The sequence below is a fragment of the Halorussus halobius genome, assembly GCF_004765805.1.
GTDB lineage: Archaea > Halobacteriota > Halobacteria > Halobacteriales > Haladaptataceae > Halorussus > Halorussus halobius.
In genome coordinates this window covers 395510-420085 of the sequence record NZ_SBIU01000004.1, presented here as the reverse complement: position 1 = coordinate 420085, position 24576 = coordinate 395510, and the positions used below count along the sequence as shown (strand labels likewise).

Annotated in this window: 21 protein-coding genes; 13 read left to right on the top strand and 8 right to left on the bottom strand. The window is 64.4% G+C overall.

The window, feature by feature from the left end; all coding sequences use genetic code 11:
• Positions 1 to 28 precede the first annotated feature (28 nt).
• Both fer and EPL03_RS13865 read left to right on the top strand, forming a co-directional pair.
• Positions 29 to 418 carry a ferredoxin Fer gene (fer, locus tag EPL03_RS13870; protein WP_135829928.1) on the top strand — a complete coding sequence of 130 codons (390 nt, stop codon included), beginning with the start codon at positions 29 to 31 and terminating at the stop codon, positions 416 to 418.
• A 112-nt stretch (positions 419 to 530) separates the two neighbouring features.
• Complete coding sequence (locus EPL03_RS13865; RefSeq protein ID WP_135829927.1) at positions 531 to 791, top strand: hypothetical protein; 261 nt, start codon at positions 531 to 533, stop codon at positions 789 to 791.
• 25 nt (positions 792 to 816) lie between these two features.
• Here the strand turns inward: EPL03_RS13865 and EPL03_RS13860 are convergent, their stop codons facing one another.
• Positions 817 to 1548, bottom strand: a complete 732-nt coding sequence (locus tag EPL03_RS13860) for a DUF7509 family protein (RefSeq protein ID WP_135829926.1) — start codon at positions 1546 to 1548, stop codon at positions 817 to 819.
• Between the two features lie 112 nt (positions 1549 to 1660).
• On the opposite strand from EPL03_RS13860, the gene EPL03_RS13855 reads away from it, so the two are divergent.
• The 3 genes from EPL03_RS13855 (at position 1661) to EPL03_RS13845 (ending at position 4203) form a co-directional block, all read left to right on the top strand.
• Entirely contained in the window at positions 1661 to 2230 is a 570-nt protein-coding gene (locus EPL03_RS13855) for an ArsR/SmtB family transcription factor (protein WP_135829925.1), read from the top strand.
• 7 nt (positions 2231 to 2237) lie between these two features.
• Complete coding sequence (locus tag EPL03_RS13850) at positions 2238 to 3092, top strand: HAD family hydrolase (RefSeq protein WP_135829924.1); 855 nt, start codon at positions 2238 to 2240, stop codon at positions 3090 to 3092.
• A gap of 106 nt (positions 3093 to 3198) precedes the next feature.
• Positions 3199 to 4203 (top strand): A24 family peptidase C-terminal domain-containing protein, encoded by a 1005-nt coding sequence (locus EPL03_RS13845; protein WP_135829923.1) that lies wholly within the window; start codon positions 3199 to 3201, stop codon positions 4201 to 4203.
• 128 nt (positions 4204 to 4331) lie between these two features.
• Here the strand turns inward: EPL03_RS13845 and EPL03_RS13840 are convergent, their stop codons facing one another.
• The 3 genes from EPL03_RS13840 to EPL03_RS13830 all read right to left on the bottom strand — a co-directional run bounded on the left by EPL03_RS13840 (position 4332) and on the right by EPL03_RS13830 (position 8817).
• A complete protein-coding gene (locus EPL03_RS13840) occupies positions 4332 to 7043 on the bottom strand; it encodes a TRAP transporter permease (RefSeq protein ID WP_135829922.1) in 2712 nt (903 codons plus the stop codon).
• A gap of 72 nt (positions 7044 to 7115) precedes the next feature.
• Complete coding sequence (locus EPL03_RS13835; protein ID WP_135830013.1) at positions 7116 to 7514, bottom strand: DUF1850 domain-containing protein; 399 nt, start codon at positions 7512 to 7514, stop codon at positions 7116 to 7118.
• Positions 7515 to 7737: 223 nt separating this feature from the next.
• Entirely contained in the window at positions 7738 to 8817 is a 1080-nt protein-coding gene (locus tag EPL03_RS13830) for a TAXI family TRAP transporter solute-binding subunit (protein ID WP_135829921.1), read from the bottom strand.
• 186 nt (positions 8818 to 9003) lie between these two features.
• Here EPL03_RS13830 and EPL03_RS13825 point away from each other — a divergent pair, with 186 nt between their 5' ends.
• Entirely contained in the window at positions 9004 to 11058 is a 2055-nt protein-coding gene (locus EPL03_RS13825; protein WP_135829920.1) for a S9 family peptidase, read from the top strand.
• 289 nt (positions 11059 to 11347) lie between these two features.
• Here the strand turns inward: EPL03_RS13825 and EPL03_RS13820 are convergent, their stop codons facing one another.
• A complete protein-coding gene (locus EPL03_RS13820) occupies positions 11348 to 11575 on the bottom strand; it encodes a DUF7569 family protein (protein ID WP_135829919.1) in 228 nt (75 codons plus the stop codon).
• A 150-nt stretch (positions 11576 to 11725) separates the two neighbouring features.
• On the opposite strand from EPL03_RS13820, the gene EPL03_RS13815 reads away from it, so the two are divergent.
• Together EPL03_RS13815 and EPL03_RS13810 are read left to right on the top strand one after the other, a co-directional pair.
• Complete coding sequence (locus EPL03_RS13815) at positions 11726 to 11926, top strand: hypothetical protein (RefSeq protein WP_135829918.1); 201 nt, start codon at positions 11726 to 11728, stop codon at positions 11924 to 11926.
• Positions 11923 to 12321, top strand: a complete 399-nt coding sequence (locus EPL03_RS13810) for a type II toxin-antitoxin system VapC family toxin (RefSeq protein WP_135829917.1) — start codon at positions 11923 to 11925, stop codon at positions 12319 to 12321. Before EPL03_RS13815 ends, EPL03_RS13810 begins: the two co-directional genes overlap by 4 nt.
• Here the strand turns inward: EPL03_RS13810 and upp are convergent, their stop codons facing one another.
• The 3 genes from upp to EPL03_RS13795 are packed head-to-tail and all read right to left on the bottom strand — an operon-like array spanning position 12322 to position 13802.
• A complete protein-coding gene (gene upp, locus EPL03_RS13805; RefSeq protein WP_135829916.1) occupies positions 12322 to 12999 on the bottom strand; it encodes a uracil phosphoribosyltransferase in 678 nt (225 codons plus the stop codon). It abuts the gene before it with no gap.
• 30 nt (positions 13000 to 13029) lie between these two features.
• Complete coding sequence (locus tag EPL03_RS13800; RefSeq protein ID WP_135829915.1) at positions 13030 to 13578, bottom strand: hypothetical protein; 549 nt, start codon at positions 13576 to 13578, stop codon at positions 13030 to 13032.
• Positions 13579 to 13622: 44 nt separating this feature from the next.
• Positions 13623 to 13802: a hypothetical protein gene (locus tag EPL03_RS13795; protein WP_135829914.1), complete on the bottom strand. Its 180-nt coding sequence runs from the start codon at positions 13800 to 13802 to the stop codon at positions 13623 to 13625.
• A gap of 121 nt (positions 13803 to 13923) precedes the next feature.
• On the opposite strand from EPL03_RS13795, the gene EPL03_RS13790 reads away from it, so the two are divergent.
• The 5 genes from EPL03_RS13790 to EPL03_RS13770 all read left to right on the top strand — a co-directional run bounded on the left by EPL03_RS13790 (position 13924) and on the right by EPL03_RS13770 (position 24451).
• The gene (locus EPL03_RS13790; protein ID WP_135829913.1) at positions 13924 to 14256 is read left to right on the top strand and encodes a hypothetical protein; all 333 of its coding nucleotides are present in this window, start codon (positions 13924 to 13926) and stop codon (positions 14254 to 14256) included.
• Positions 14257 to 14315: 59 nt separating this feature from the next.
• Complete coding sequence (locus EPL03_RS13785) at positions 14316 to 14723, top strand: SRPBCC family protein (RefSeq protein WP_135829912.1); 408 nt, start codon at positions 14316 to 14318, stop codon at positions 14721 to 14723.
• A 537-nt stretch (positions 14724 to 15260) separates the two neighbouring features.
• On the top strand, positions 15261 to 23075 hold the full coding sequence (locus tag EPL03_RS13780) for a hypothetical protein (protein ID WP_135829911.1): 7815 nt from the start codon (positions 15261 to 15263) through the stop codon (positions 23073 to 23075).
• Positions 23056 to 23778, top strand: a complete 723-nt coding sequence (locus EPL03_RS13775; RefSeq protein ID WP_135829910.1) for a hypothetical protein — start codon at positions 23056 to 23058, stop codon at positions 23776 to 23778. The genes EPL03_RS13780 and EPL03_RS13775 overlap by 20 nt, the downstream gene beginning before the upstream one ends.
• A complete protein-coding gene (locus EPL03_RS13770) occupies positions 23771 to 24451 on the top strand; it encodes a hypothetical protein (RefSeq protein WP_135829909.1) in 681 nt (226 codons plus the stop codon). The genes EPL03_RS13775 and EPL03_RS13770 overlap by 8 nt, the downstream gene beginning before the upstream one ends.
• The last annotated feature ends 125 nt before the right edge of the window (positions 24452 to 24576 follow it).

The window sequence follows — 24576 nt, the reverse complement described above, 5'->3', positions numbered from 1 at the left end:
ACCATGTCGCCCCCGAACGCTCGGGGTGATGCCAACCGTCGAATACCTCAACTACGAAGTACTGGACGACCAGGGCTGGGACATGGACGACGAGGACCTCTTCGAGAAGGCGAGCGACGCCGGTCTCGACGACGAGGACTACGGGACCCTCGACGTGGCCGAGGGCGAGTACATCCTCGAAGCCGCCGAGGCCCAGGGCTACGACTGGCCGTTCTCGTGTCGCGCGGGTGCCTGCGCCAACTGCGCGTCCATCGTCAAGGAGGGCGAAATCGACATGGACATGCAACAGATTCTCTCCGACGAGGAGGTCGAGGACAAGAACGTCCGCCTGACCTGCATCGGTAGCGCGGCGACCGACGAGGTCAAAATCGTCTACAACGCCAAGCACCTCGACTACCTGCAGAACCGCGTCATATAGATCGCTCTTCCGGGCGCTCCGGAGTTCACTTCTTTACATGAGCGCTCCCGAGTAGCGCGAGGATTTCCCGCCGACGCACTTTCCCCGGTCGACGGCGTTCACTGAGTCGGCGATGACGGACACCTCCGACGACCCGCCCCGGACGATGCGGGACAACTTCCGCGTCTGGAACTACGACGCCGTCGAGCGCGAGGTCGTCCTCCGGAGTTCGGACGACCAGCACGTCGCGGTTCCGCTCCCCGAGGCGCACGCGGACCTGTTCGAGGAACTGGCGGACTCGTCGGGGACCGTCGACGCCACGCTCGTCCGCTCGGACGAATCAGGCACGGTGTGGCGACTCGACGAAGTTCACGGCGTGAGCGAAACATCGTGACCGGTCGAGAGCGACACGACACCGCTCAGGCTTCGTAGCTAGTGTACACTGGGAACGGTCGGTCCCGGGCAGTTCGCTCGACGTTGGCGAGGAACTGCCGGGTCTTCGCGAGCAGGTCGGCCTCGTCTTCGAACTCGATGGCGTCTACGCCGTAGGTGTACGGCAGTTCGTCGATGCTGGCACTGCCGAACGACTCACCGCGGAACACCCGGAAGCGCTCGCGGGGCTTCCGGTCCGGTTCCGGGTTCCCGGTCCGGAGGTTGAACTCGCTGAGAATCGCGCCGACCTCCGACCCGGCCCCGGTCGTGAGGCCGGCCTGCGTGAAGACGAACACTACGGCGTCGCTCACGGCGGCGAACGCCACCGACTGGTCGAGGACGGACAGATAGTTGTCGAGGTCACGTTCTTCGGCCTCGCGTCGCGTCGGGACGTCGATGTCGGTGGCGAGGAACGCGCGCACCCCGAACAGCTCCCGCATCTCCTCGCAGACGTCCCGCAGTGCCGCCTCCATCGTCCCCGTCTCGTCGCCGGTGACGTGACGGTCGGGGTCGAACAGCGGGTCGTCGATGAACGACGTCCTGAGTTTCTCGGCGTCGTCGAAGACGTAAGTCGCGTCGAACGCGGTGTACGGCCCCATCACGTAGACGAAGAAGTCTTCGTCGAGCCGGTCCCGGTCCGGCGTCGGCGCGTCGCGCCGGACGTACTCGAAGACTGGCCGACCGTCGTATCGAAACTCGTCGTAGTCCCGGCCGTTCATTCCTTCGGGGGATGGTGTTAGACGAACAACTATCTGTCGGAGCTGGAATTCATGTAGCTAAATTAGATTAATAACCGTTAATCTATTATGGGTAGCCGGAGTAGAGTCACGTATGACAGAGAGCGCGCCCGACGAACTATTCGAACTGCTCGATGCGGGGGACGTGGAGACGTACGCCGAACGACGACTGTTCGACGGTAGCGTCGACTCGATGGCCGCCCACATCGACCGGAAGAAGGCGCTCGCCGACCCGGTCCGGTACAGTATCCTCTACCTGCTCTACGAGTACGGGGCCGCGTCCCGGAAACGACTGGCGTCGGAGACGGGGCGCAACAACAACGACCTGCAACACCACCTTCGAGAGTTACTCGACGCGAACCTCATGGCGGAGATTCCCGCACCCGAGGGGGCCGACGGGAGACAGACCTACTACCGAATCACGACGCTGGGCAAACAGGAAATCGCCGCCGACCTGCGGAACCTCCTCGGCGAACGGGCAGCGACCGACCGGTTCGAGGCGCTAGTCGACCCGGAACTGGCCGAGGACATCCCGTCGGAGAGCGACGTTCGCAGGCGGCCACTCACCGTGGTCGAAGACGAGGAGGTATCCGGCGAAATTAATGGGTACAGGAGTGAACTCCGGACCAAACACCAGGCGTTCCAGCAGGTGACCACGGAGTGACCCGGCGATGACGACCATCGCGCTCGTCTTCGACTTCGACGACATCCTCGCCCCGGACTCCACGACGCAGTTCCTCGAACGCAACGGCGTCGACGCCGAAGCGTTCTGGCTCGAGGAGTTCCAGGACAAGGTCCGGGAGGGGTACGACCCCACCGTCGCGTATCTCACCCTGTTACTCGAGAAGGTCGGGAGCGACGAACCACTCGGTGAAATCGGCGTCGACGACCTCGAAACCTTCGGCGCGTCGCTGGACGAGAACGAGATGCTGTACCCGGGGGTGTCGGGCCTGTTCGCGGACCTGGACGACATCGCCGCCGACTACGAGGGAATCGACGTCGAGTACTACGTCGTCTCCGAGGGACTGGAGAGCATCATCCAGGGGACGGAACTCGCGGACAACTTCGACGCAGTGTACGGGTCACGGCTCGACGAAGACGAAGACGGCGTGTTGAGTCGCGTGAAGCGTCCGATTTCGTTCACCGACAAGACCCGGTACCTGTTCGAGATCAACAAGGGAATACGTCCGGAGGAGGCGAGACGGAACCCGTATCGAGCGAACAAACGAATCGCGTCCGAGGAGCGACGGATTCCGTTCGAGAACATCGTCTACGTCGGTGACGGCATCACCGACGTTCCCTGTTTTTCGGTCGTGAAGGAACGCGACGGCCGCGTGTTCGGAGTTATCGACAGCGACCGGGAGTCACCCAAACAGCGCGCGATTCGAGACATCGGCTCGCCCAGGCGGACCGGGAATCTGAGCGAACCCAACTACGACGTCGACGGGAGACTCGGCTCACTGCTCCGGTTGACCGTCGAGGGGATGTGTACGGAGCGGGAGATAGACAAGTACGAGGTACTCTGAGACGGAGGTTGGGAGGACTGCTCGCCGGCCGGTCGAACTGTCCGGGCTTCCTCTTACATTTATATACGATGGCGGAACAAACCCCCCTCACGGAGAGATTTCCCGCGTGCCCCTACTCGACGCCTCGATTCCCGACCTCCTGCGACTGCTCGTCGTCCCCGTCTTCGGCTGGGCCGCGCTCCGGGACGCGAAGACCCGCCGGATTCCCAACCGGACGTGGTATCCCCTCGCGGCCCTCGCGGTCGTCCTGCTGGCGTGGGACGGCTGGCGGGCGTGGAGCGCCGCGCTCGACGGTCCCGAGTTCTTCTGGATTCGGGCCGGGGTCAGCCTCGGCTTCGTGGCACCGCTCGTACTCGCGTTCTGGTGGTTCCGGGCGTTCGGCGGCGCGGACGCGAAAGCGTTTCTGGTGGTGGCCGCGTTGTTCCCGACGTTCCCGACGTACGTGGTCGCCGACTGGGTGCTTCCCCACCAGCAGACCGCGCTCGGCGTGTTCTCGCTCACCGTCCTGACGAACACGGTCCTGCTCGGCGCGCTCTACCCGCTCGCCGTGTTCGTCCGGAACGCGGCCGGCGGCCGAGTCTCGTCGGTCATGTTCCTCGGCAGACCGGTGTCGTGGGACGCGATACCGACCGAGCACGGTCGCCTGCTGGAGACGCCGGAGGGCGCGACTCGGAACGGCGTGGACCTCGACGCGGTCCGGATGTACCTCCGGTGGCGCGGCCTGACGCTGGCCGAGTTGCGCGAGCGCGCCGACCACTACCGGGACCCCGCGACGCTGCCGGCCGACCCGAACCCGCCGACCGACGGTGCGGTCGGCGTCGAGGACGCTCGCGCCGACGGCGGCGCGGTCGCCGAGACGATTCCGGACGACGACGCGCCGGACGACGACCCGTGGGGCGCGGCAACGTTCCTCGAGGACCTCGACCGCGACGCGTACGGCGCGACGCCCGAGCGCCTGCGGGACGGACTCGACGCGCTGGCGAGCGAGGACGAGGTGTGGGTCTCGCCGGGCATCCCCTTCGTCGTCCCGCTGTTCGTCGGCACCGTCCTCGCGCTGACCTACGGCGACCTGCTGTTCGGCGCGCTGGCGTGGTTGGGATTGACACCATGAGCGCCGACGAGGATTCCACGTACGCGGGGAAGTACGTCCAACCACGGCGCGGCCCACTGGGACGGGCGTACGAGCGCGTTCGGCGTCTCGTTTCGGACGGACGTCGTGAGGACGATTCCCGATCGTTTCTACGCCGCCTCGGTCGTCTCGCCCCGGTCGGCAGTCTGCTCGGTGTCGGCCCGCCGGCGATTCCGGACCGCGAGAACGCCGAACAGCACCGCGCCGACGCCCCGGAGCGCGAGGTCGAACAGACCGGGGTCGAGTTCGCCGACGACCCCGACCAGCGCCAGCAGCCCCGCCACGGTGTTGAACAGCAACAGCGGGGCCATCAGCAACAGCGCCGCGAGCGCGAACAGCGCCCGGCTCAGCCCGCCGACGTCGGTGTAGAGGTACGCGATGATGGTCGCGGCCAGCGCCACGACGCCGACGAACACGCCGGCGACGGGAATCAACACCTCCGGGACGAAGTAACCGAGGTCCGCCACGTCCGCGAGGCCGATGACGTCCACCTCCTCGCCGGTGCCGGTGCCCCGGAGCAGGAGGATGCCCGGCGTCAGCACGAACGCGAAGGGGACGATGGCCTTGTTGAGCGACAGCGAGAACGCCGTCACCCCCGTCTCGAACTGGTCGGACTTGGCGATGCCCGAGGCGGCGTAGGCCGCGACCGCGACCGGCGGCGTGATGTCGGCGATGACGCCGAAGTAGAGGATGAACAGGTGGGCCGCCAGTATCGGGATGGCCCCGACCTCGCTGATGGCCGGGCCGAGCATCGAGACGAGGATGATGTAGGTCACGGTGGTCGGCATCCCCATCCCGAGGATGATGGAGGAGACGGCCGTCAGAATCAGCAGGACGACGATGGACCCGCCCGCGACCGACCGGATGAGCGCGGTCAGGTTGGGGCCGAGGCCGGTGACGCTGATGACGCCCGGGATGATGCCGGCGGCCGCGACCGCGACGACCACCGTGGTCGCGGTCCGCGCGCCGGCGTCCATCGACTTTAGCACGAACCCGACGTACTGGAACGGCTTGGCGGCCGCGAGGCCGGGCCGGCGGACGGCCTCGGCGGCCGCAGCCAGCGCGGAATCGACCTGCGGGTCGAAGTCCAGCAGCGGGGCGTCGGCGTCGGGTCGCAACAGCATCGTGGCGAAGCTGATGGCGATGGTCATCCAGCCGAGCGTTCCGGCGGCGGCGAGCGCCGCCGCCACCGGTGGCGCGCCGCCGCCGGGGGCGGCCCCGGTGAGCGCGTCTATCACGCCGCCGCCAGTCGTCGCGAAGGCCGCGGCCTCCAGCAGGTAGAGCCCGGCGATAGTGCCGAGCAGGGGCACCCGCGTCTCCTCGTCGTAGGCCGCCACGAGCGCGATCAGCGCGCCGATGGCGACCAGCGTGAACCACGCCGACCGCGCGACCGACAGGCGCTCGACGATGAGGTAGTACAGCAGCAGGCCCAGCGGCACCAGATAGAACCAGCCCCGACGCAGGTGCGGTCCCAGCGAGACGAGGTCGCTCGGGGCCAGTCCGCCGATGTTCCGCTTGGAGGCTTCGAGGTGGACCATCACCCAGACGCCGAAGAAGAACACGACGGCGGGAATCGCGGCCGCCACGATGACGTCGGCGAACGGCGTCAGCGTGTACTCCACGATGAGGAACGCGGCCGCGCCCATCACCGGCGGGAGAATCTGGCCGCCCGACGACGCCGAGGCCTCGACCGCACCGGAGAACTCCGGCGAGTAGCCCGACCGCTTCATCAGCGGGATGGTGAACGCGCCGGTCGTGACCGTGTTGGCTATCGAGGAGCCGCTGATGGTCCCCATGAATCCGCTGGCGATGATGCTCGCCTTCGCGGGACCGCCCTTGCGGTCGCCGGTCGCCGAGTACGCCAGGTCGATGAACCACTTGCCCGCGCCGCTCATCTCCAGGAACGCGCCGAACAGCACGAAGATGTAGATGAACCGGACGCTCACGGTGACGGGGATGCCGAACACGCCGTTCTCGGTGTTGTACCAGAGGTTCTGGACGATGGCGTCCCAGCCCAGCGGCGTTATCGAGAGCACGCCGACGTACGGCGCGTCGACCGGGATGAGATACCCCCAGCGCGCGTAGACGACGAACGACGCCACGATGACCATCAGGTAGACCCCGAGCGCCCGCCGGGTCGCTTCGAGCACGAGCAGGACGCCCGCCGCGCCGAGCAGGAAGGCGTAGGAGGGTTCGCCGAGCGGAATCCCGACGCTCGCCAGCGCGTCGACCACGGGGCCGAGCAACGAGTACACCTCGTCGATGGGTCGGCCGGCACCGAGTCCGAGCGCCCGCATCCGCCGTATCTCGTCGAAGTCGGTTATCATGTACGCCGCCGAGAGTATCGAAATCGCGACGAGGACGGCGTCGACCGGCGTGACCCGGCGACGATTGGGGTCCGCGAATAGCCAGCGAACCGCCCGGCGGACGCCCTCGCCGACCCTCGTCACCGGACTCCCGTCGCCGAATCGTCGGCGGAGCGCGGGCACCACGCGGGCGAGTCGCCGCGAGAGGACCCCGTCGCCGGTCGTCGGCGGGAACAGCAGGAAGGTCAACACGAGCGCGAAGCAGACGTGGACGGCGTTGACCTGCAGCAACTGGAGCGCGGCGAGCTCGACGGTGCCGACCACCGGGAGGTCGACTCGGAAGACGAACCCCCGGGCGGCCAGCCACATCTGGAACGCCGAGAACAGGATGGCGACGACGGTGACGACTATCGCCGCCGCGCCCCGGAGCGTGCGCCGGCGCTCCAGTTGCTCGATGAGTTCCTGCTGTTCGTCCTCGGAAATCGGGGCGTCCCCGGCGTCGTCTCGCGCTGTCATGGTTCGGTGAGAGTCGTCGTTCGGTGAGCGTCGTCGATTTCCGCAGGGTCTCGGTGGGTTCGCGGTTCGCGGTCAGGGCGGTCGAACGGTAGTCGCGACCGACCCCGCGGCGACCCGGATGGTCACCGTCCGGGCGTCCGAGAGGTCGACGAGGTCGTAGGTGCGGTCGCCGACCACGAGTTCGTGGCCCGCGACGCGGCCGGGCGTGACGTGCAACCGCTCGTAGCTCCCCTCCGGGTCGAAGACGAAGGTACCGTTCTCGGTGATGGTGACGTCAGCGCGCGCGGGGAGCCCCGCCCCGTACGAACGAAACTCCATGCGAACCATCTCCAGTTCGGTCCCGTCGACCGCGTACACGTCCAGCACGGGCGTCTTCTCGACGCTGTGGGTGTAGTTCAGCGCCACCGTGGTCCCCTCGGTCACCGGGACCGCTAGCAGTCGCTCGCCGGTCTCGGCGTCCGCCACGACCAGCGTGCGGCCGTCGTCGGAGGCGGTCGGGACGTTCGTCGTCGGAGCGTTCGTCGTCGCCGGATTCGCGGTCGGAGCGCTCGTCGTCGCGGTCGCGGCGTCCGAGGATGGCCCGAGCGTCGTCCCCGGACTCGCAAGCGGACCGGCGGTCGCGGACGCCCCGAGAGCCGCGACCGCCACGGCCGCCAGACAGGCTCCGACCAGTCGGGGGAGTCGGGTCACTGTGTCAGTTCTCGGCCGTCGTGGTCTCGGCCGCTCCGCCGTCGGTCTCGGTGCCCATCTCGGTTTCGGTGCCCATCTCGGTCCCGTTGCCGGTCGTGGTCCCGTCGCCCGAGGGCGTCTCGACCTCGACCTCGCCGAAGATGCGCTCTGCGCCCTCGTGGAGCGGTATCGACATCCCGTCGAGCGCCGAGTCCTCGCCGATGAAGTCGGTCTTGATAGTCAACTCGCCGACGTTGTCGAAGATGGCGCTGGTGACCGTCTCGACCGTGTCGGCGTCGAGGCCCTCGCGAGTCGCTATCATCGCCTGCACGGAGACGGTCGGGGCCTCCTCGTCGACGCCGCTGTACGTGCCGCCCGGAATCGCGTCCTCGGCGAACCACGGCTGGGCGTCCAGGATCGACTGCCGGGCGTCGCCGGATATCTCCACGATGGAGACGTCGGTCGTGGTCGCCAGCTCCTCGATGGCTCCGAGCGGCCACCCGCCGACGACGAACGCGGCGTCGATGTCCCCGTCCCTGAGCTGGTCGGCCGCTTGCGAGAAGCCCGCGTTCTGCTCCTCGAAGTCGCCCTCGCCGATGCCCGCCGCGTCGAGTATCTGGAGCGCGTTGACCTGCGTGCCGCTCCCGAGGTCGCCGGTGTTGATGGTCGCGCCTTCGAGGTCGCTCAGCGTCTCGATGTCGGTCCCCGGACGGGTCACGACGTGGATGGTCTCGGGGTAGAGCGTGGCGACCCCGCGGAGGCTCTCGACCGCGTTGCCCTCGAACGCATCGATGCCCGTGCCGTTGTACGCGAAGTACGCCACGTCGTTCTGGATGAGCGCGAAGTCGGCGTCGCCCTGCGCGAGGCTGCCGACGTTCTCGACGCTCGCGCCCGTCGACTGGACCTGGACCGTGAAGTCGGTGTTCCCGTCGATGACCGTCTTGAACTCGTTCGACAGCGGGAAGTACGTCCCGCCGGTCCCGCCGGCGTGCCACGAGAGCCGCTGGTCCTGCGCGAGCCCGGTCCCGCTGAACCCGACCAGTCCCGCGAGCCCCGCCACACCGGTCGCCTTCAACACGTCGCGTCTGTTGGAGTCTCCCACCATTGCAGCGCGTACCTGTACGTCCGGAGAGATATACCCTGTCGACGCTTCGACCCCGAAACGTCGCGTTTCCGGGCTCAACGCTGGATTTCGAGGCCCGGGGTCCGGACAATCGGTCGTTTCCGATGCGGCGGACGGCCGGGCCGGGGAACCGGAATCCTCTTGTCAGTTTGTCCGAACTCCGAACGTATGGAGACGGTCCGTGCAAGCGATTATCACGACCTCGCGCAGGTGGGCGAGCCCCGAATCTCCCCCGACGGGGAGCGGGTCGCCTTCGTCCGGAAGGTGCCGACGAGCGACGACGAGTACGAGGCGACCATCCACGTCGTCCCCGTCGGCGGGGGCGAGCCCCGGCGATTCACCGTGTCCGAGGGGGTCGACGCCAGCCCTCGGTGGAGTCCGAGCGGCGACCGGCTCGCCTTCGTGAGCACGCGCGGCCGGGACGACGACCGGCCCCAACTGTGGGTCGTGCCGACCGACGGCGGCGAGGCCCGGCAGGTGACCGACGTCGTGGGCGGCGCGTCCAGTCCCGCGTGGTCGCCCGACGGGAGCCGAATCGCGTTCGTCCAGTCGGTCACCGCCGAGGACCGCGAGGCCGGGCGCGACCTCGAACTCGACGGTGAGTACGAACCCGACGACCCCGACCCCCGCGTGGTCGACCGACTGGTGTATCGGTCGAAGGGCGGCTACGTCGACGGGCGGCGCTCGCACGTCTACGTGGCCGACCTCGCGAGCGACGCGGGCGAGGCCGAGGTCACGCGACTCACCGACGGCGACTACGACTTCTCCGGACCGGAGTGGGCCGACGAGTCGACGCTGTACTACGGCGTCCAGCGCACGGGCGACCCCGACGACAACATCATCGTAGATATCGCCGAGTACGACCTCGATGCCGGCGAGGAGGTCGGGACCGTTGTGCAGACCGCCGGGTGGGGCGCGAGCGTCGCGGCCACGAGCGACGGCCGTCTGGCCTACGCCGCCACCGACCCGGAGGCGGCCACGCTCGAACAGACCGAAATCGAGGTCCTCGACCGGGAGACCGGCGAAGTGACGACCCCGACCGCCTCGCTTGACCGGACGCTCGCGGGCGCACCCGTCCCCCACTGGCCGGCCGGCGTCCCCGAGTGGGGTCCCGACGAGGAGGACCTCTACTTCCTGACGCCCGACGAGGGCGACGTGGCGCTCTGGCGGGTGCCCGGCGACGCCAGCGCCGACCCCGAGCGCGTGGTCGCCGACCGGGAGGTGTACGGCGCGTCGGTCGGCGAGGACGCCGTGGCGTACGTGGCCGGCGAGTGGGACCACCCCGGCGACGCGTTCGCGACGACGCTCCGGGGCGCGGAGACCCGGCGACTCACGCGGACCAACGGCGAGTACCTCGACGACCGGGCGGTGGCTCGGCCCGAGGAACTCCGGTTCGAGAACGAGTCGGGCGACGAGATTCAGGGCTGGGTGCTGACGCCGCCCGACTTCTCGCCCGACGAGACCTACCCGCTCGCGGTCGAAATCCACGGCGGCCCCCACTCGATGTGGGGCACCAGCCGGACGATGTGGCAGGAGTTCCAGTTGCTCGCGGCCCGTGGCTACGTCGTCTTCTGGTGTAACCCGCGCGGGTCGACGGGCTACGGCGAGGCGTTCATGGCCGCCATCGGCGAGGGCCGGTGGGGCTCGCCGGCCGCCGAGGACGTGCTGGCGGGCGTCGACGAGGTGGCGGACCGGTCGTACGTCGACGAGGACGACCTGTTCGTCACGGGCGGGAGCTACGGCGGCTACCTCACCGCGTGGCTGGTGGGCCACACCGACCGGTTCGACGCGGCGGTCAGCCAGCGCGGCGTCTACGACCTCAACAGCTTCTACGGCACCACCGACGCGTTCAAACTCGTCGAGTGGGACTTCGACGCGACGCCGTGGGAGGACCCCGCGTTCCTCCGCGAGCAGTCCCCGACCGCCTACGCCGACGCGGTCGACACGCCCACCCTGTTGGTCCACGCCGACGAGGACTTCCGGGTTCCGGTGAGCGACGCCGAACTCCTCTTCCGACTGTACAAGAAAAACGGCGTGGAGACCAGGCTCGTGCGCTACCCCCGCGAGGGCCACGAGCTCTCCAGGAGCGGCGAGCCCGCCCACGTGGTCGACCGACTCGAACGCCTCGTGCGCTGGTTCGACGGCTACTCCGACCACCACGACGTCCCGAGGGCACTGGAGCGGGGCGACGAGGGGCTGTCGGCGACCGAGGACGACGAGTAACCGGACGCGAACCGTCCTCGACGGACAGGTCCCCATCGAGGTGTCCCGCTTCATTGTTCCGTTTTCCCACACCAAGGTCCGTTTCGTCAGGGGTCGGACGTCGCGATATCCCGTCGCCTCCGTGCGGTCGCACACCCGAAACGAAGGGGTTCGGCGGGCGTCGGGGCGACTCGCCGCGAAACGGCTCCGGAGCGCTATATTCCGCAATTGGGGTGGCTTTCGGCAGGAAAACTTGCCGGCGACGACGCCGTTCAGTCGGCGGGTTCTCCACCCGATACCGAGGGGTTCGTCAGTCCACGATGAACTCGCCGTCGACCTCCTCGACGACGGGCTGGTCGGGTTCGGAATCCGGTTGCATCTCGGACTCGTAGCGGCCGATCCACTCGGCGAAACACGCGGGACAGAGTCGCTGGCTGTCTATCTCCGCTCGGTCGACGCTCAGCCGGACGGTTCGAGCCAGCGCGTCGGCGACGTCCTCGCCGCAGTGCGAACAGGGGTCGTCGGCGTCGTCAGTCATGCCCGAATGGTGGGTACGGCCGACATATAGGTCTTGGCGATGGTCGGTCGGCGGACTACCGCCAATGACCGCACCGACTCGCTACGCCGCGATATCGACGGTCACTGACCGTGGAAAACCATTTTATTCGCCGGACCGTAGTTGCGAGTGATGGGAAACACTGTCCGGACTTTCTCCTCGTTGGGGACCGGGAAATCGAACGGTGACTTGGAGCCGGAGCAGGAGACGCTCGGCGAGGCCCTCGACACCCTCGCCGAGGACGAACGCTTGGGCGACTTTCTGGCGAACAGGTCGGACGACGACGGCGTCGACCCGGTCGAAGCCGTCCGAGACGTACGCGAGGACGTATGAGCGAGCGGCTGTTCCTCGATACGAACGTCTTCGTGGCTATTCTGGACGAAGAAGCCGAGCAAGCGACGACGGCACGGAGACTACTCAACGCTGATTACGAGTTTTACACGTCGCTCTTGAACTTACTCGAACTCCGAACGGTACTCGTCAAGCATAAACAGTGGGAACCGGAGCGAGTAGAGGAGATAATAGACGGTGTCTCAGAACGAGTAGAGGTCTTCGTCCACGAAACGTCCGACGTTCTCGCGACGAATCAACTGCAACAGGAGACGCTCCTGTATCCGATGGATTGTCTCATTCTCGCGGCAGCAGAGGATGCCGACGCCGAACTAGTCACGTTCGATTCAGAGGTACTCGACGCAGGTGGTACTTCCCCGTCCGAACTACTCGATTAGCTACGTCGTCCGGAACGCCCGGTCGCCGGCGTCGCCGAGTCCGGGCACGATGAACCCGTCGTCGTCGAGGTGGTCGTCGATGGCGACCGTGAGCAGGTCGGCCGCGTCGGCCGCCTCGTCGACCCGGAGCAGGCCCTCCGGCGCGCTGACCGCCGACAGCACGAACAGGTGTTCGGGGTCGGGCTGGCTGTCGGTTATCTCGTCGAGGACCGCACACATCGTCGACCCCGTGGCGAGCATCGGGTCGGCCACGATGACCGTGTCCTCCTCGGTTATCTCGGGGAGCTTCACGTAGTCGATGGTGATGGGGAAGGTGCCGTCCTCGTCGCGGCCCGCCTCCTCGTCGCGGCCCGCGCTGATGACCCCCTGCTTGGCTCGCGGGAACGCCTTCAGCAGGCCCTCCACGAACGGCGTCGCGGCTCGGAGGACGTTGATGATGACCACGTCGTCGAGGCCCTTCACGCGCTCGCCCGTGGTCTGGGTCAGCGGCGTCTCGATCTCGACGAACTCGGTCTCCATCGCGCCGTCGATTATCTCGTAGCCACAGATGCGGCCGAGCTTCACCAGCCCCTTCCGGAACGCGACCTGCTCGGTCTCGGCGTCGCGTATCTTCGAGAGGGTGTCCTGTGCCAGCGCGTGGGTGATGAGTTTGGCGTCCCCGCGGTCTTCGATGGTCATCGTTCGTTCCCACGACGGGCGCGCTGGGGTTTAGCTCTTAATATAGCCGGCCAGTCGCGACGCGGGCCCGACCGGCCAGCGCGCGAGTTTGACGCCGACGAGCCCGCCGACCAGCAGCCAGTGGGGCGCGTCGGCCAGGACGTGGCCGAGGAAGTCCTCGGTGGGGTCGACCCTGTCCCAGTGGACCTCGTACCGGTCGGCGAACTCCTTGACGTGGACGCCGGCCCCGTCGGGGAGCGGCCGCCGGTAGTCGGCGCGCTGACCGCGCGGGTCGCCGGCGTGGGCGACGAACCCGGCGTCGCTGGGGTGGACCACCGCGTCCGTCGCGATTCTGAGGTCGACGTGCGGGCGCTCGCGCCGGACGCGAGCGACGACGCCGTCCCAGACCGAGCGGTCGGTCCGACACGCCGAGCACGTCGGAGTCGATTCGGCGTACTCCACCGGCGCGTCGCACTCGCGACACGGCTGAATCCACGACCACTCGATTCGTCGACCGCAGGCGTCACATCCCCGAGCGAGGTGCGCGACCGGGGCGGCACAGTGCGGGCACTCTGCGGTCGTGACGTCCGAGTTCGTCATCGTGCCCCGATTCCAACGAACCCCCGTAAGCTTTCTGTAGCGCGTCAGCGGACGACCAGGTACGTCACGACCATCAATATCCCCGTGAGGGCGACGACGCTCTGCCACTCGAACGCGAGCGCGTCCACCACCGAGAGGCCCCAGACGACGAGCGTCGCGAATCCCGCCGACAGCACGAGGTTCATCACGAACAGCACCCGGGGGTCGCCCTGCGAGTTCGCCATGCCGGATGTTGACTCACCATCGTCTTATCCTTTTCCCGACAGGGCGTCGGAACGCGTCGTAGCGGCGACCGGGGCTGGTCGGGCCAGCAGACCGAAGGCCCGCGGGGCCCAACGGACGGTCATGCGACCGCGGAACAGGGTGGGCCGGCCGGTCGACCCGGTCCCGTTCGTCGTCGTCGCGGGGTTCGGGTTCCTGTTTTGCTACAGCTACGCCCCGGCGTACCTGCTGGAACTGGGCGCGGAGCTGGCGGGCGCGCTCGGCTGGTCGACGATGCTGTTCCTCGCCACGACGGGGCTGGCCTACTATCGGTTCGTCTGGGACGCCCGTCCCGACCTCCGAAGCGAGGTCCCCGGCCACCTCCGATTCCGGCGGCTCGTGCTCGCCAGTCTGGCGGTCGTCGGCGTCCTCGCGCTCCTCACGCTCCCGCTGTTGACCCCCTACGCCGGGCCGTAGCTCCGCGCTCGCCGCCAGTCGACCGTAACCCTTTCGGGTCGCCCTGCGTATGGCCGACGATGCGCGAGGTCGAAGTCTCGACGTTCGTGTCCGCGCCGCCCGCAGTGGTCGAGCGCGCGCTCACGCCCGCGTCCGTGGTCGAGTACGAGGGGAGCTTCCAGGTGTACGACGTCGAAGAAACCGACGACGGCTGGACCGTGACCGCCGGCGCGACGGGGTTGACCATGCAACTCGACTTCGAGGAGCGCCGCGACGGCCTGTTTTACCGCCAGCGTAGCGACGGCGGCCCCTTCGAATCGATGGAGACGACGCTCTCGGTCGACCCCGAGGACGAGGGGAGCCGCGTGACCGCACGCTCGTCGGTCAGCCTCGGGCTCCCGGTGTCGGCGCTCTCGGACCGAATCGCGGCGTGGAAGCGCCGGGGCGAACTGGAGCGGGCGCTCGACGCGCTGGCCGAGGACGTGTAGTCGGGGCGGAAGCGGGTTGCGAGGGCTCGCTCGGTGCAGTGTTCGATTAGCTGGCTCCATGCGAAGGTGAGTCTGTGGCCAGTTTTCGGCGGCTGGCACTGTCCCGTCTGCACCGCCCCGACCCGCGTCTTTTCGTCGAGGGATTCGTTCGCCCGCCATCGGTTGTTGTAGAATTACTCGTAGTCGGGCGGGTCGCTCTCCCGACGCCTGTAGACCGCCATTGCATCGTCACCCCGAATCGAGAAGTGGTCGTGTCCGTCGACCTTTCGTTCGAGCGTTCCGCGACAGTACGACCACTCGCCGTGCCATACTTACCCGCCAGAAAAATTTAAATAGTATATATATTTAATGTATCCAAAAATGGGATTATCTCGCCAGAAGATTGCAGTTATATTTTCTATTCTCGTCGTGACGGCGGCTCTCCCGCTGGATACGGTCCGGCCTTCGAACCCTCCTTCCATTCCAGCAGCCGCGTCCTCGTCCGAGGCCCAGTCGCCGACCGACGCCGCGACCGGGGCAGCGTCTCAACTCTCTTCGTTGAACGCCAGCCAACTCAAAGCGGCCGCCGTCGACCGGCTCGTCCGGGCGAACGCTCCCGACGACGTCCTCGTTAGGCTCAACGCGACGCTAGCTACCTCTAGACCGAACCGGCCGGAGAGCGCCGACGTCTTCACGACCGACCGCGAGGTGGCCGCCGCCGTCCAGAACTCGACGCCGACCGCCGCTCGCCTGCTCGCCGTTGCCGACCATCGCGCCGCCAACACCACGCTCGCCGACCTCATCCGGGTCAAACGACTCGCCTCCTCGGTGAACGAGACGCTCGCCACGACCGTCGAGAGCCGGATCTCGACCGCGCGAGACGCGCTCGCGCGCGGCAAACGCCTCCGCACGAACGACCGGTACGTCGCGGCCATCGACGCGTACAACACGAGCTGGCTGGCGGCCCAGCGCGCGGTCGCCCTGCTGGACCGCGCCCTCGACCCGCAAGTGCGGCTCACAACCCGGCAGGACCCGCTCCGCGACGGCCGCTACACGTACACGCTCCGTGGCGTGGTATCCGACGCTCGCACGCGCCACGCCAACGTCACCGTGACCGTCGACGGTGACTCGCAACCGGTATCGGTCTCGACGCCGACCGCACCGGGCCACAACGCCACGTTTACGGCGAATCTCTCTCTGACCGACGCACCCCACCGAATCGAGGTCAACGCGACGACCGTCGGCGCTGCGCCTCCCAAAACGAACGCGTCGTTCGTTCAGCGCGACACCTCGGTCCTGCGACTCGACGGCGATGGTCTCCGCGCGAGCTACGAACAGTCGGTCACCGTCACCGACCCGCTCGACGCCGACAGCGACGCCGCTCGAACCGACAGCGACGAGGCCGACGACGGCGTCCGCGACGGCCGGGAAGATTTCGACGCCGACAACGCCACCACGGCGGCCGAACAACGAGTCTCCTCGGACCCCTTCCAACCCGACACTGACGGCGACGGTCTCAGCGATGGCGTCGAGATTCGCGCCGATGGCCTCAGTCCCGTGCAGGCCAATAGCACCGCTACCCACAACGCCACGGACGACGCCGACGGTGACCTCGACGGCGACGGACTGTCCAACCTGCGCGAGCAGGCCCTCGGTACTGCGCTCGATGACCCGGACACCGATGGCGACGGCCTCACCGACGGCGCAGAACTCGCGGAGTACGACACCGATCCGCTCGACCCGGACACCGACGGCGACGGGCTGTTGGACAACGAGACCACGAGGTACGGGAGCGACCCCTTGGACAACAACTCGGACGGCGACGGCATCCCCGACGGGGTCGAAGTTAGTCAGCACGGCACCGACCCGGCGAGCAACGACACCGACGGCGACGGATTGGCCGACGACGCCGAACTCCAACTCGGGACCGACCCGACCGGAATCGACACGGACGGCGATGGACTGGACGACCAGGAGGAGTTATACCGCTACGACACCAACCCGAACGACCCCGACAGCGACGGCGACGGGCTGGGAGACGCGGCGGAAGTCCACTTCCAGTACACCGACCCGAATGCGGTCGACACCGACGGCGACGGCCTCGGGGACGACGCCGAAGTTCACCGATACGATACCGACCCGAATGCGGTCGACACCGACGGCGACGGGGTGAGCGACGCCGCCGAAGTCGAAAAGCACGACACCGATCCGAACGAGCCCGACAGCGACCGTGACGGTCTCAACGACAGCACGGAACTCCACGAGTACGACACCGACCCGAATGCGGTCGACACCGACGGCGACGGTCTCGACGACGCGGCTGAAGTCCGCCAGAACGGCACCGACCCGAACGACCCCGACACCGACGGCGACGGCCTCGAAGACGGTCCCGAAGTCCACGACCACGGCACCGAACCGCTGGTCGCTGACACCGACGGCGACAACCTCACCGACGGCGAGGAGGTCACCGAGTACGGGACGGACCCGCTGGCGGCCCACAGCGACGGCGACAGCCTGTCGGACGGAACCGAGATCAACCAGTATGGCACCGACCCGCTGGCGGCCGACACTGACGGCGATAGGGTGACGGACGGCAACGAGACGGTCGTGGGGCTGTGGCCGGACGACCCGGACAGCGACTCGAACCGGACTGCGCGCGACGAGAGCGACGACGGGCGACGGGACGGCGCGGAGGACTTGGACCGAGACGGCGCGAGTAACGCCGAGGAGTTCGACGCGGCGCTCGATCCGCTCGACCCGGACACCGACGGCGACCGGCTACGCGACGGCTTCGAGTTGGACTCCGACCGGCTGGACCCGAACGCGACCGACACCGACGGGGACGGGACCCCCGACGCCAGCGAGGACTTCGAGGGCGACGGATTGGACAACCAGCGCGAGCAGACCCACGACACCGACCCCCACGTCGCGGACACCGACGGCGATAACCTCACCGACGGCGTCGAAGTCGATAGCTACGGAACGGCCCCGAACGCGACCGACACGGACGACGACGGTCTGGAGGACGGGGCCGAAGTCTGGACCTACGGGACGAAGCCGTTGACGGCGGACACTGACGGGGACGGGCTCTCGGACGGGGTCGAGGTGAACGTCCACGGAACCGACCCGCTGGTCGCTGACACCGACGGGGACGGGCTCTCGGACGGGGTCGAGGTGAACGTCCACGGAACCGACCCGCTGGTCGCTGACACGGACGACGACGGTCTCCGTGACGGCCCGGAAGTCGTCAACGGGACCGGTCCTCTCACAGTGGACACGGACAGCGACGGCCTCGAAGACGGTCCTGAGATTCACACGTACTCGACCGACCCGCTGAACGTCGACACCGACACCGACACCATCCGAGACGGCCCGGAGGTCCACCAGTACGGCACCGACCCGAACGCCTCGGACACGGACAGCGACCGGCTGAACGACAGCACGGAGTTGAATCGGACGCTCACGAATCCACTTGCGGCCGACAGCGACTCGGGGCGCACAGCCACCAATGAGGCGGGCAACAACGTCAGCGACGGCTCGGAGGACTTCGACGGAGACGGCGTCGCCACCTACTACGAGTACGCGCTGGGGACCGACCCCTACGACGACGACACGGACGGCGACGGCCTCGGCGACGGCTACGAGGTCCAGTCCAGTCTGCTGTCGCCGCGTTCGACCGACACGGACGACGACTCGGTGAGCGACGCCGCCGAGGACTTCGACGGAGACGGGCTCTCGACGGCCCGCGAACGGACGGTCGGAACGCATCTGAACCAGTCGGACACCGACGGCGACGGATTGAACGACAGCGAAGAGCTGGAGACTTACGAGACGAACCCGCTGACAGGCGACACCGACGGCGACGGGTTGAACGACAGCGAGGAGGTGAACCTCTCGACGGACCCGACGGTGGCGGACACCGACGGCGACGGGACCCTGGACGGCAACGAGACGTTCACGACGAGTTCGGCCGACGAGCAGACCGGCGTCTCGATGTCCATCACCGGCGAGGGCAACGTCGCGGACACGGTGTCGGTCGACAACAGCTCGGAACCGGTCCTGGAGACTCGGAGCGTCGACACCGTCACGGCGAGCGAGACCTACGAGTTCGAGACCAGCCGGAACTTCTCGACGGCGACTATCACCCTGCCGTACGACGGGTCGACGGTCAGCGACGCGAACGAATCGACGCTCGACGCCTACCGCTACAACGAGACGCTCCAGACGTTCGTCGCCGTCGAGAACTCGACGGTCGACACCACCAACGACACGGTGACGGCCGAGACGCCCCACTTCTCGACGTACACGGTCATCTCGACCGACGCGTGGGAGGCGCAGTTCGACCGCTCCCGGCCCACGAAGTGGTCCCGAAGCGACGACTTCGGCGACCTCGCCAACTGGTCGCAGGATGGCGAGGTCTCGACCGCGACGGTCAGTGCGACGGCGTCGCTCGACACCGCCAGCGGCGGGGACACCGCCGACCGTTCGTCGGTGGTCGGCGTCGGCTCGACCGACCGCCCCGACCCACGCAACTGGACGACCCCGTCCAACCGGACGAAATCCGAGCGTCGTCAGTCGGCAGCGAACTCCTCGACGACTCGCGCGCCGGACGCGAACGCGACGACCGACGCTGCGAGGACACGGACCACATCGGAGCGAGCGACCTCCGTTCAGACGACTACGGCGACCACTACCACTACTACCGCAACCACTACTACTGTAACGACTACCGAGACCACGACCGTCGAGGCTTCGGTCGCGGCGGCGACGACCACTACCGGTACCGAGCATTCTACCACCAACCCCACCGACGTCGGGCGTTCGACTACTCCCGACCAATCCGAGACGACCGTCACTACCGAACGGACTACTCCCCCCGATGCGACTACCACCGCCGAACCGACCGAGACCGACGGTAGCTCCGACAGTCAGTACGACGCGCAGGTCGGTCCACCGAAGCACGATAATCCGAAGGGCGGCGGGTCCTGTGACGGAGAGTGTGGTGACGAGACCACCGAAGAGACGACCACCGAAGAGACGACCACCGAAGAAGAGGTCTCGAACCCGGACCCGAAGGAGGATTCGGACGGCGACGGCGAGTGGGACCGGTACGACGACTGCCCGTACGAATACGGCCTCGGTTCCGACGGGTGTCCGATAGACAGCGACGACGACGGAACAGTCGACCACGAAGACGACTGTCCGAACGAAGCCGGGGCAGGGGACGGCTGTCCAAGCGACAGCGACGACGACGGCACGCGCGACTACTACGACGAGTGTCCGAATACGCCCGGTCTCAAGGACAACGGCTGCGCCAAGAACACCGACGGCGACCAGTACAACGACTACTTCGACGACTGTCCGACCGAGGCTGGTACCGGGTCGGACGGTTGTCCGGTCGACGACGACGGCGACGGGACGAAGAACCTGAACGACGACTGCCCGCAGTTCCCCGGCTGGAAGCAAAACGGCTGTCCACAGGAGTCGAGCCTCGAACGCACCGTCACGCTCCGCGACGCCGAGACCGTCACCCTCGGCACCATCGCTACAGCCGAGGCCATCAGCGACCGGTCGGTCGCCGAACTCGTGGTCGTCGGTCCCGACAGCCAGCGCGTCCGCGTCTACGGCGAAGACCGCTCGCACGTCGCTCGCACCGCAAACAACTCGACGGTCGAGGCGACCGGCATCATCCCCGGCGGCGAGGGCGACCGCGGCGAGTTCGAAGCGGTCGAGGAGGACCTCTCGCAGTTCGCGGGCGAGCAGGTCACGATTCGGGTCGTGACGGTCGGCCGCGCGACCTTCGAAATCGACGCGCTCAAGATCGGCTACGACACCGACGGCGACGGGCTCTACGACAGCGTCGAGCGCGGGAGCTGTGGCCTCTGGGACGGCAGAGGCCAGTGTCTCGACACCGACCCGTATCTCGCGGACACCGACGGCGACGGGCTAAACGACAGCGAGGAGATCGGGCCGCGCAAGCAGGTCCACGGGCGGGAGTACTACGCGCTGGTGAGCAATCCGACGGTTCGGGACACCGACGGCGACGGTCTGAGCGACGAGCAGGAGGTCGAAGGCGGGTTCGAAACGGCGGTAACGCGGAGTCCGGAGGCGTCCCGGAAGTATCTCAACGGACAATCAGGCTCGGACAAGCGCGAGCATCTGAGTCGCAAATCAGTGAGCAGTAGCCCGCTCGCATACGACACCGACGAGGACGGTCTCTCGGACCGCCAAGAGTGGCTGTACAAGACCGATCCCGAGAATCCCGACAGCGACGGGGACGGCCTCGAAGACGGCCGCGAGCGCGACTTCGGTGCAGATCCGACACTGCACGACTATCGCGGGCCGGATATTCGACCGGCGAAATACGGCTACCGCTTCCAAGAGAACTTCACGAAAATCCAGTACGTCGCCGTCTACTACACTGCAGACCCGAGTGACGTTGCGAAAACGACAGTTACGAAAAACGGCGACGTTCAGTACAGCGCGACTCCATCGGCGGAGTTTAGCCGTCACAACGGGTCGTTTACGGAGCCGAGTCAACTGATTGTCTCCGGTTTAGAGGATCAGATCGGAACCAACGTCGAAGCGACTGCGACCGACAAGCACGGCAACAAAAATACGCATTCGCTCGTCCAACGCGCGAACGACTGTGGATTGAAAGCAAAGTCGCGGACCGACAGTTACAATTATATAAATAACCAGACAAATTCCGGGTACGGCGTCTGTTCGGGCTTCGATGCCAGCATCGGCAGTAGCTTAAAAGCAATCGAAGAGTTCGCCGCTAATCCGGACGCGCTCCTCAACTTCGTCACCGGGCTCCGCCAACTCGTCAAGATACTTGACAAGTCCGGCGTCCTCGACATGTTCATCGAGGCGTTCAAATCAACCCTCGAAACCAAACAGCAGGTGAACAACCCGTTCACGAAAGGGACCAGCGAGTACACCGAGTATCGGCGTGCGTGGTATACTGGCTACGCGACCGGCTTCATCACGAAAGCAGTGTACGGTGGCCAGATCACGAAAGCGCTCAAGAGTACGAACTATGTCGAGACCATCGAGGACGTCGCCAAATCGACGCGCGCCGGACAGACCGCGATGCGGCTCAAGGCACCCTACGACCGTGGAAAGGCACGCGTAGCCACCGGGTTAGCTGAAGGGGGAACGAAAGCGGCGGGGCCATTGCTGGAGCGGGCGAAGTCGGCGGGGGCAACGTATCGGCTGTGGAAGCTTCAGCAAACGGCTGAGGTGGATAGTGCCGACCTCTCGGACGTCGAGCAGAAGCGAGTAACGCGGTTCCTTGCACAGCATGGGGAGGATGGTGCTGAGATGCTACGTCAGATGGACAGTGAGAGTGTCCGGCGGATGTTCCGAAAGACGTGTAGCGTTGGGACATTCAAGCGGGCTGGCGGTGGCTGTACACAACTGAGTGAGGAAGAACTGTTGGAGTACACTACAGCAGTTCGGCGAGCAGATGTCGGGGTTGGTCGGTTCTACAAGAAAATCGATGAGACCGACGTTAGTGAGGCGGCCGCAGAACGGTTCGTCGCTGAAACCGGACCTGCTGGGCTTCGATTAGCGGCCACACTCGACTCTGACTCGTTTGAGCGACTGATTCAAGTCGATGCAGATGCTCAGGATGCAATTGCTGAAGCTTGGCGATCCGATACTCTTCGAGTTTCTACTGGAGATATTCAAAATGCTATCCAGCGCTTTGATTCATTAGGATCTACCAAGAGAGTAGAAGCGACAAAACTATTGGAAGACGCCAATGGTAAGGGAGCTAATTTAATCGCTAAAATTAGGTATGATAGTCTTGAGAATATATTGGGGATAGATGGCAAATATTCACGAGAAGCACGACGTAATCTCGCTAGAGAATTCTCAGAAGGGGATGTTTCTATTGAGAAAGTTAACCAGTTTGCTACTGATTATATGGCTGTTAAACACAAGAGTGGATCTAAAGGTATAGTTCAAGATATTGCCAAGCAAGATGACGTAGGCGGTCCTATTTACGAAGCACGGGTTGCTAATGAAATAGGAGCAGACCGAATCGGACGGCTGAGTACTGATGTTGGTAGCGCTGGTGAAAAAGGCGAACTAGATATTGTACTTGAAAATGGCAACATTATCGAAGTAAAAGACCAAAAATGGCATCAATTAGGTGTAAGTCAATATCAGGATGTCAATAAGAAACTGGATTCAAGTACTAGTTATAAAAGTATGGATGGAGATACATTAGTGTATGTTGTGAGAGGGTTAGATGTGACAGACAATAGGAAGAAAGAATTTATAGAAGGGATGGAGGAAAAGGCGAAAGAGGAATACGGTGTGGAGATAGAAATTAAGATTAAGGATGCCCCCGATAAAGCCTGAAATGAGTGTTTCTGTGATTGATGATATGGTTGAGGTTTGGTTTCTTTTCGGAAGAAGTATTAAGAAAAAACTCCTCGGGAATTTACTCAACCATTATCTAGAGATAGGTTGCTCTACACAACAAAACGGGCAAGAAGATACTTGTAAATATCAACCTCCAGATTTTAAGGAACCTACACAGACACTCAATACGGAAGAAGCTTTCAACAGAATAGTTTCTGACCAGAAAGGTGGATTAGAACTCTGGTATGAGGATATCCGAGTAGACCTCGAAGTAAATTTAGAAAGTTCTGTATTCTCCACAACAAAGCATATATCTCTCAAAATTTGGTCGTCACAGTTTAAGGACCACGATAAAGACCATTCCAGTCCAATGGATCGAGTCTCATCGTTTCTAGATCTTGTATTCCAATTGGTGGATATCATGAAACCAAAGTACGCCTTTGGTTCGCTTTATGGCGAGCAAGATAGCGGAGAGGAAATCACACGAGAGGTATTAGACAAATCAGGTATCCCAGGTATTTTTTGGATTAATCTATTCACAAAAGATTTAATATCAAGGATTGGTGAGGAAAAGCTCCTTTCTGCTCCTGCTTGGAAAGTAGATAAAATTTCAAAGGATCAGATATTACTTGTAGTTACTAGTTCTCCACTCTCATATAAACAAGAAGCAGACCAGATAGAAGATTTTCTTTATGACTGATCTTAGCAATCTAAATAATGCGCCAAATAATCCCAAGCAAAATAAAACATTTCTCGCTTTCCGCCCTGAAAGCGTGTCATGGATATTGGAAGTGCCAGCATCTCCAGAAGAGGGTAAAGGAGATCAAATGCTTTCAATTATCGAGGAGATACTCGTCTCATTCGAGGATATATTATTAGTGACTGATGTAGCATGTCGCCTTGAGTCAAAGGATAAGCCAGAGGAGACAGATTCATTACAGATTGTGGATTCTGATGGTGTAACTTTTCAAGATTTAGTGTCTAGTATTCCTAAAGCGTCGTGGAGGATAACCCAAATTTCTCTATCAGGTGAATCAAAAATTCAACTATTGGATAGTGAGCACAGTATATGCATAGTTTCTGATAATTATATATCGTGTACTAAAGGAGGTATTTTAGAAAAGAATCCGGACAAAAACCCTATCGAAATATCCGTAAATCAATATGAGATATTCAGCTCAGCCCCATATCAACATGACTTACAGATAACGACATTCACAGATATTTGGTTTGAAGATAGCAATATTGGTCAAACAAACCAGAGAAAGCTTGCAACTGCACTTGGGGAAATTTACTCACGTCTTCAGATTTCAAATGTCCGTACAGGATCGGAAACTAACCCTCCGGACCAAGTCTGGTCACCAAAACAATAGAATTCAGAGAAAGATTATAAATGAAGTGGAATCGGCCTAGAAGATAAACATGGCAGACGAACCATACCATATATGACATTTTTCTGGTGCAATCTCTGAAGATGATGTCCCAGTTATCGTTGACC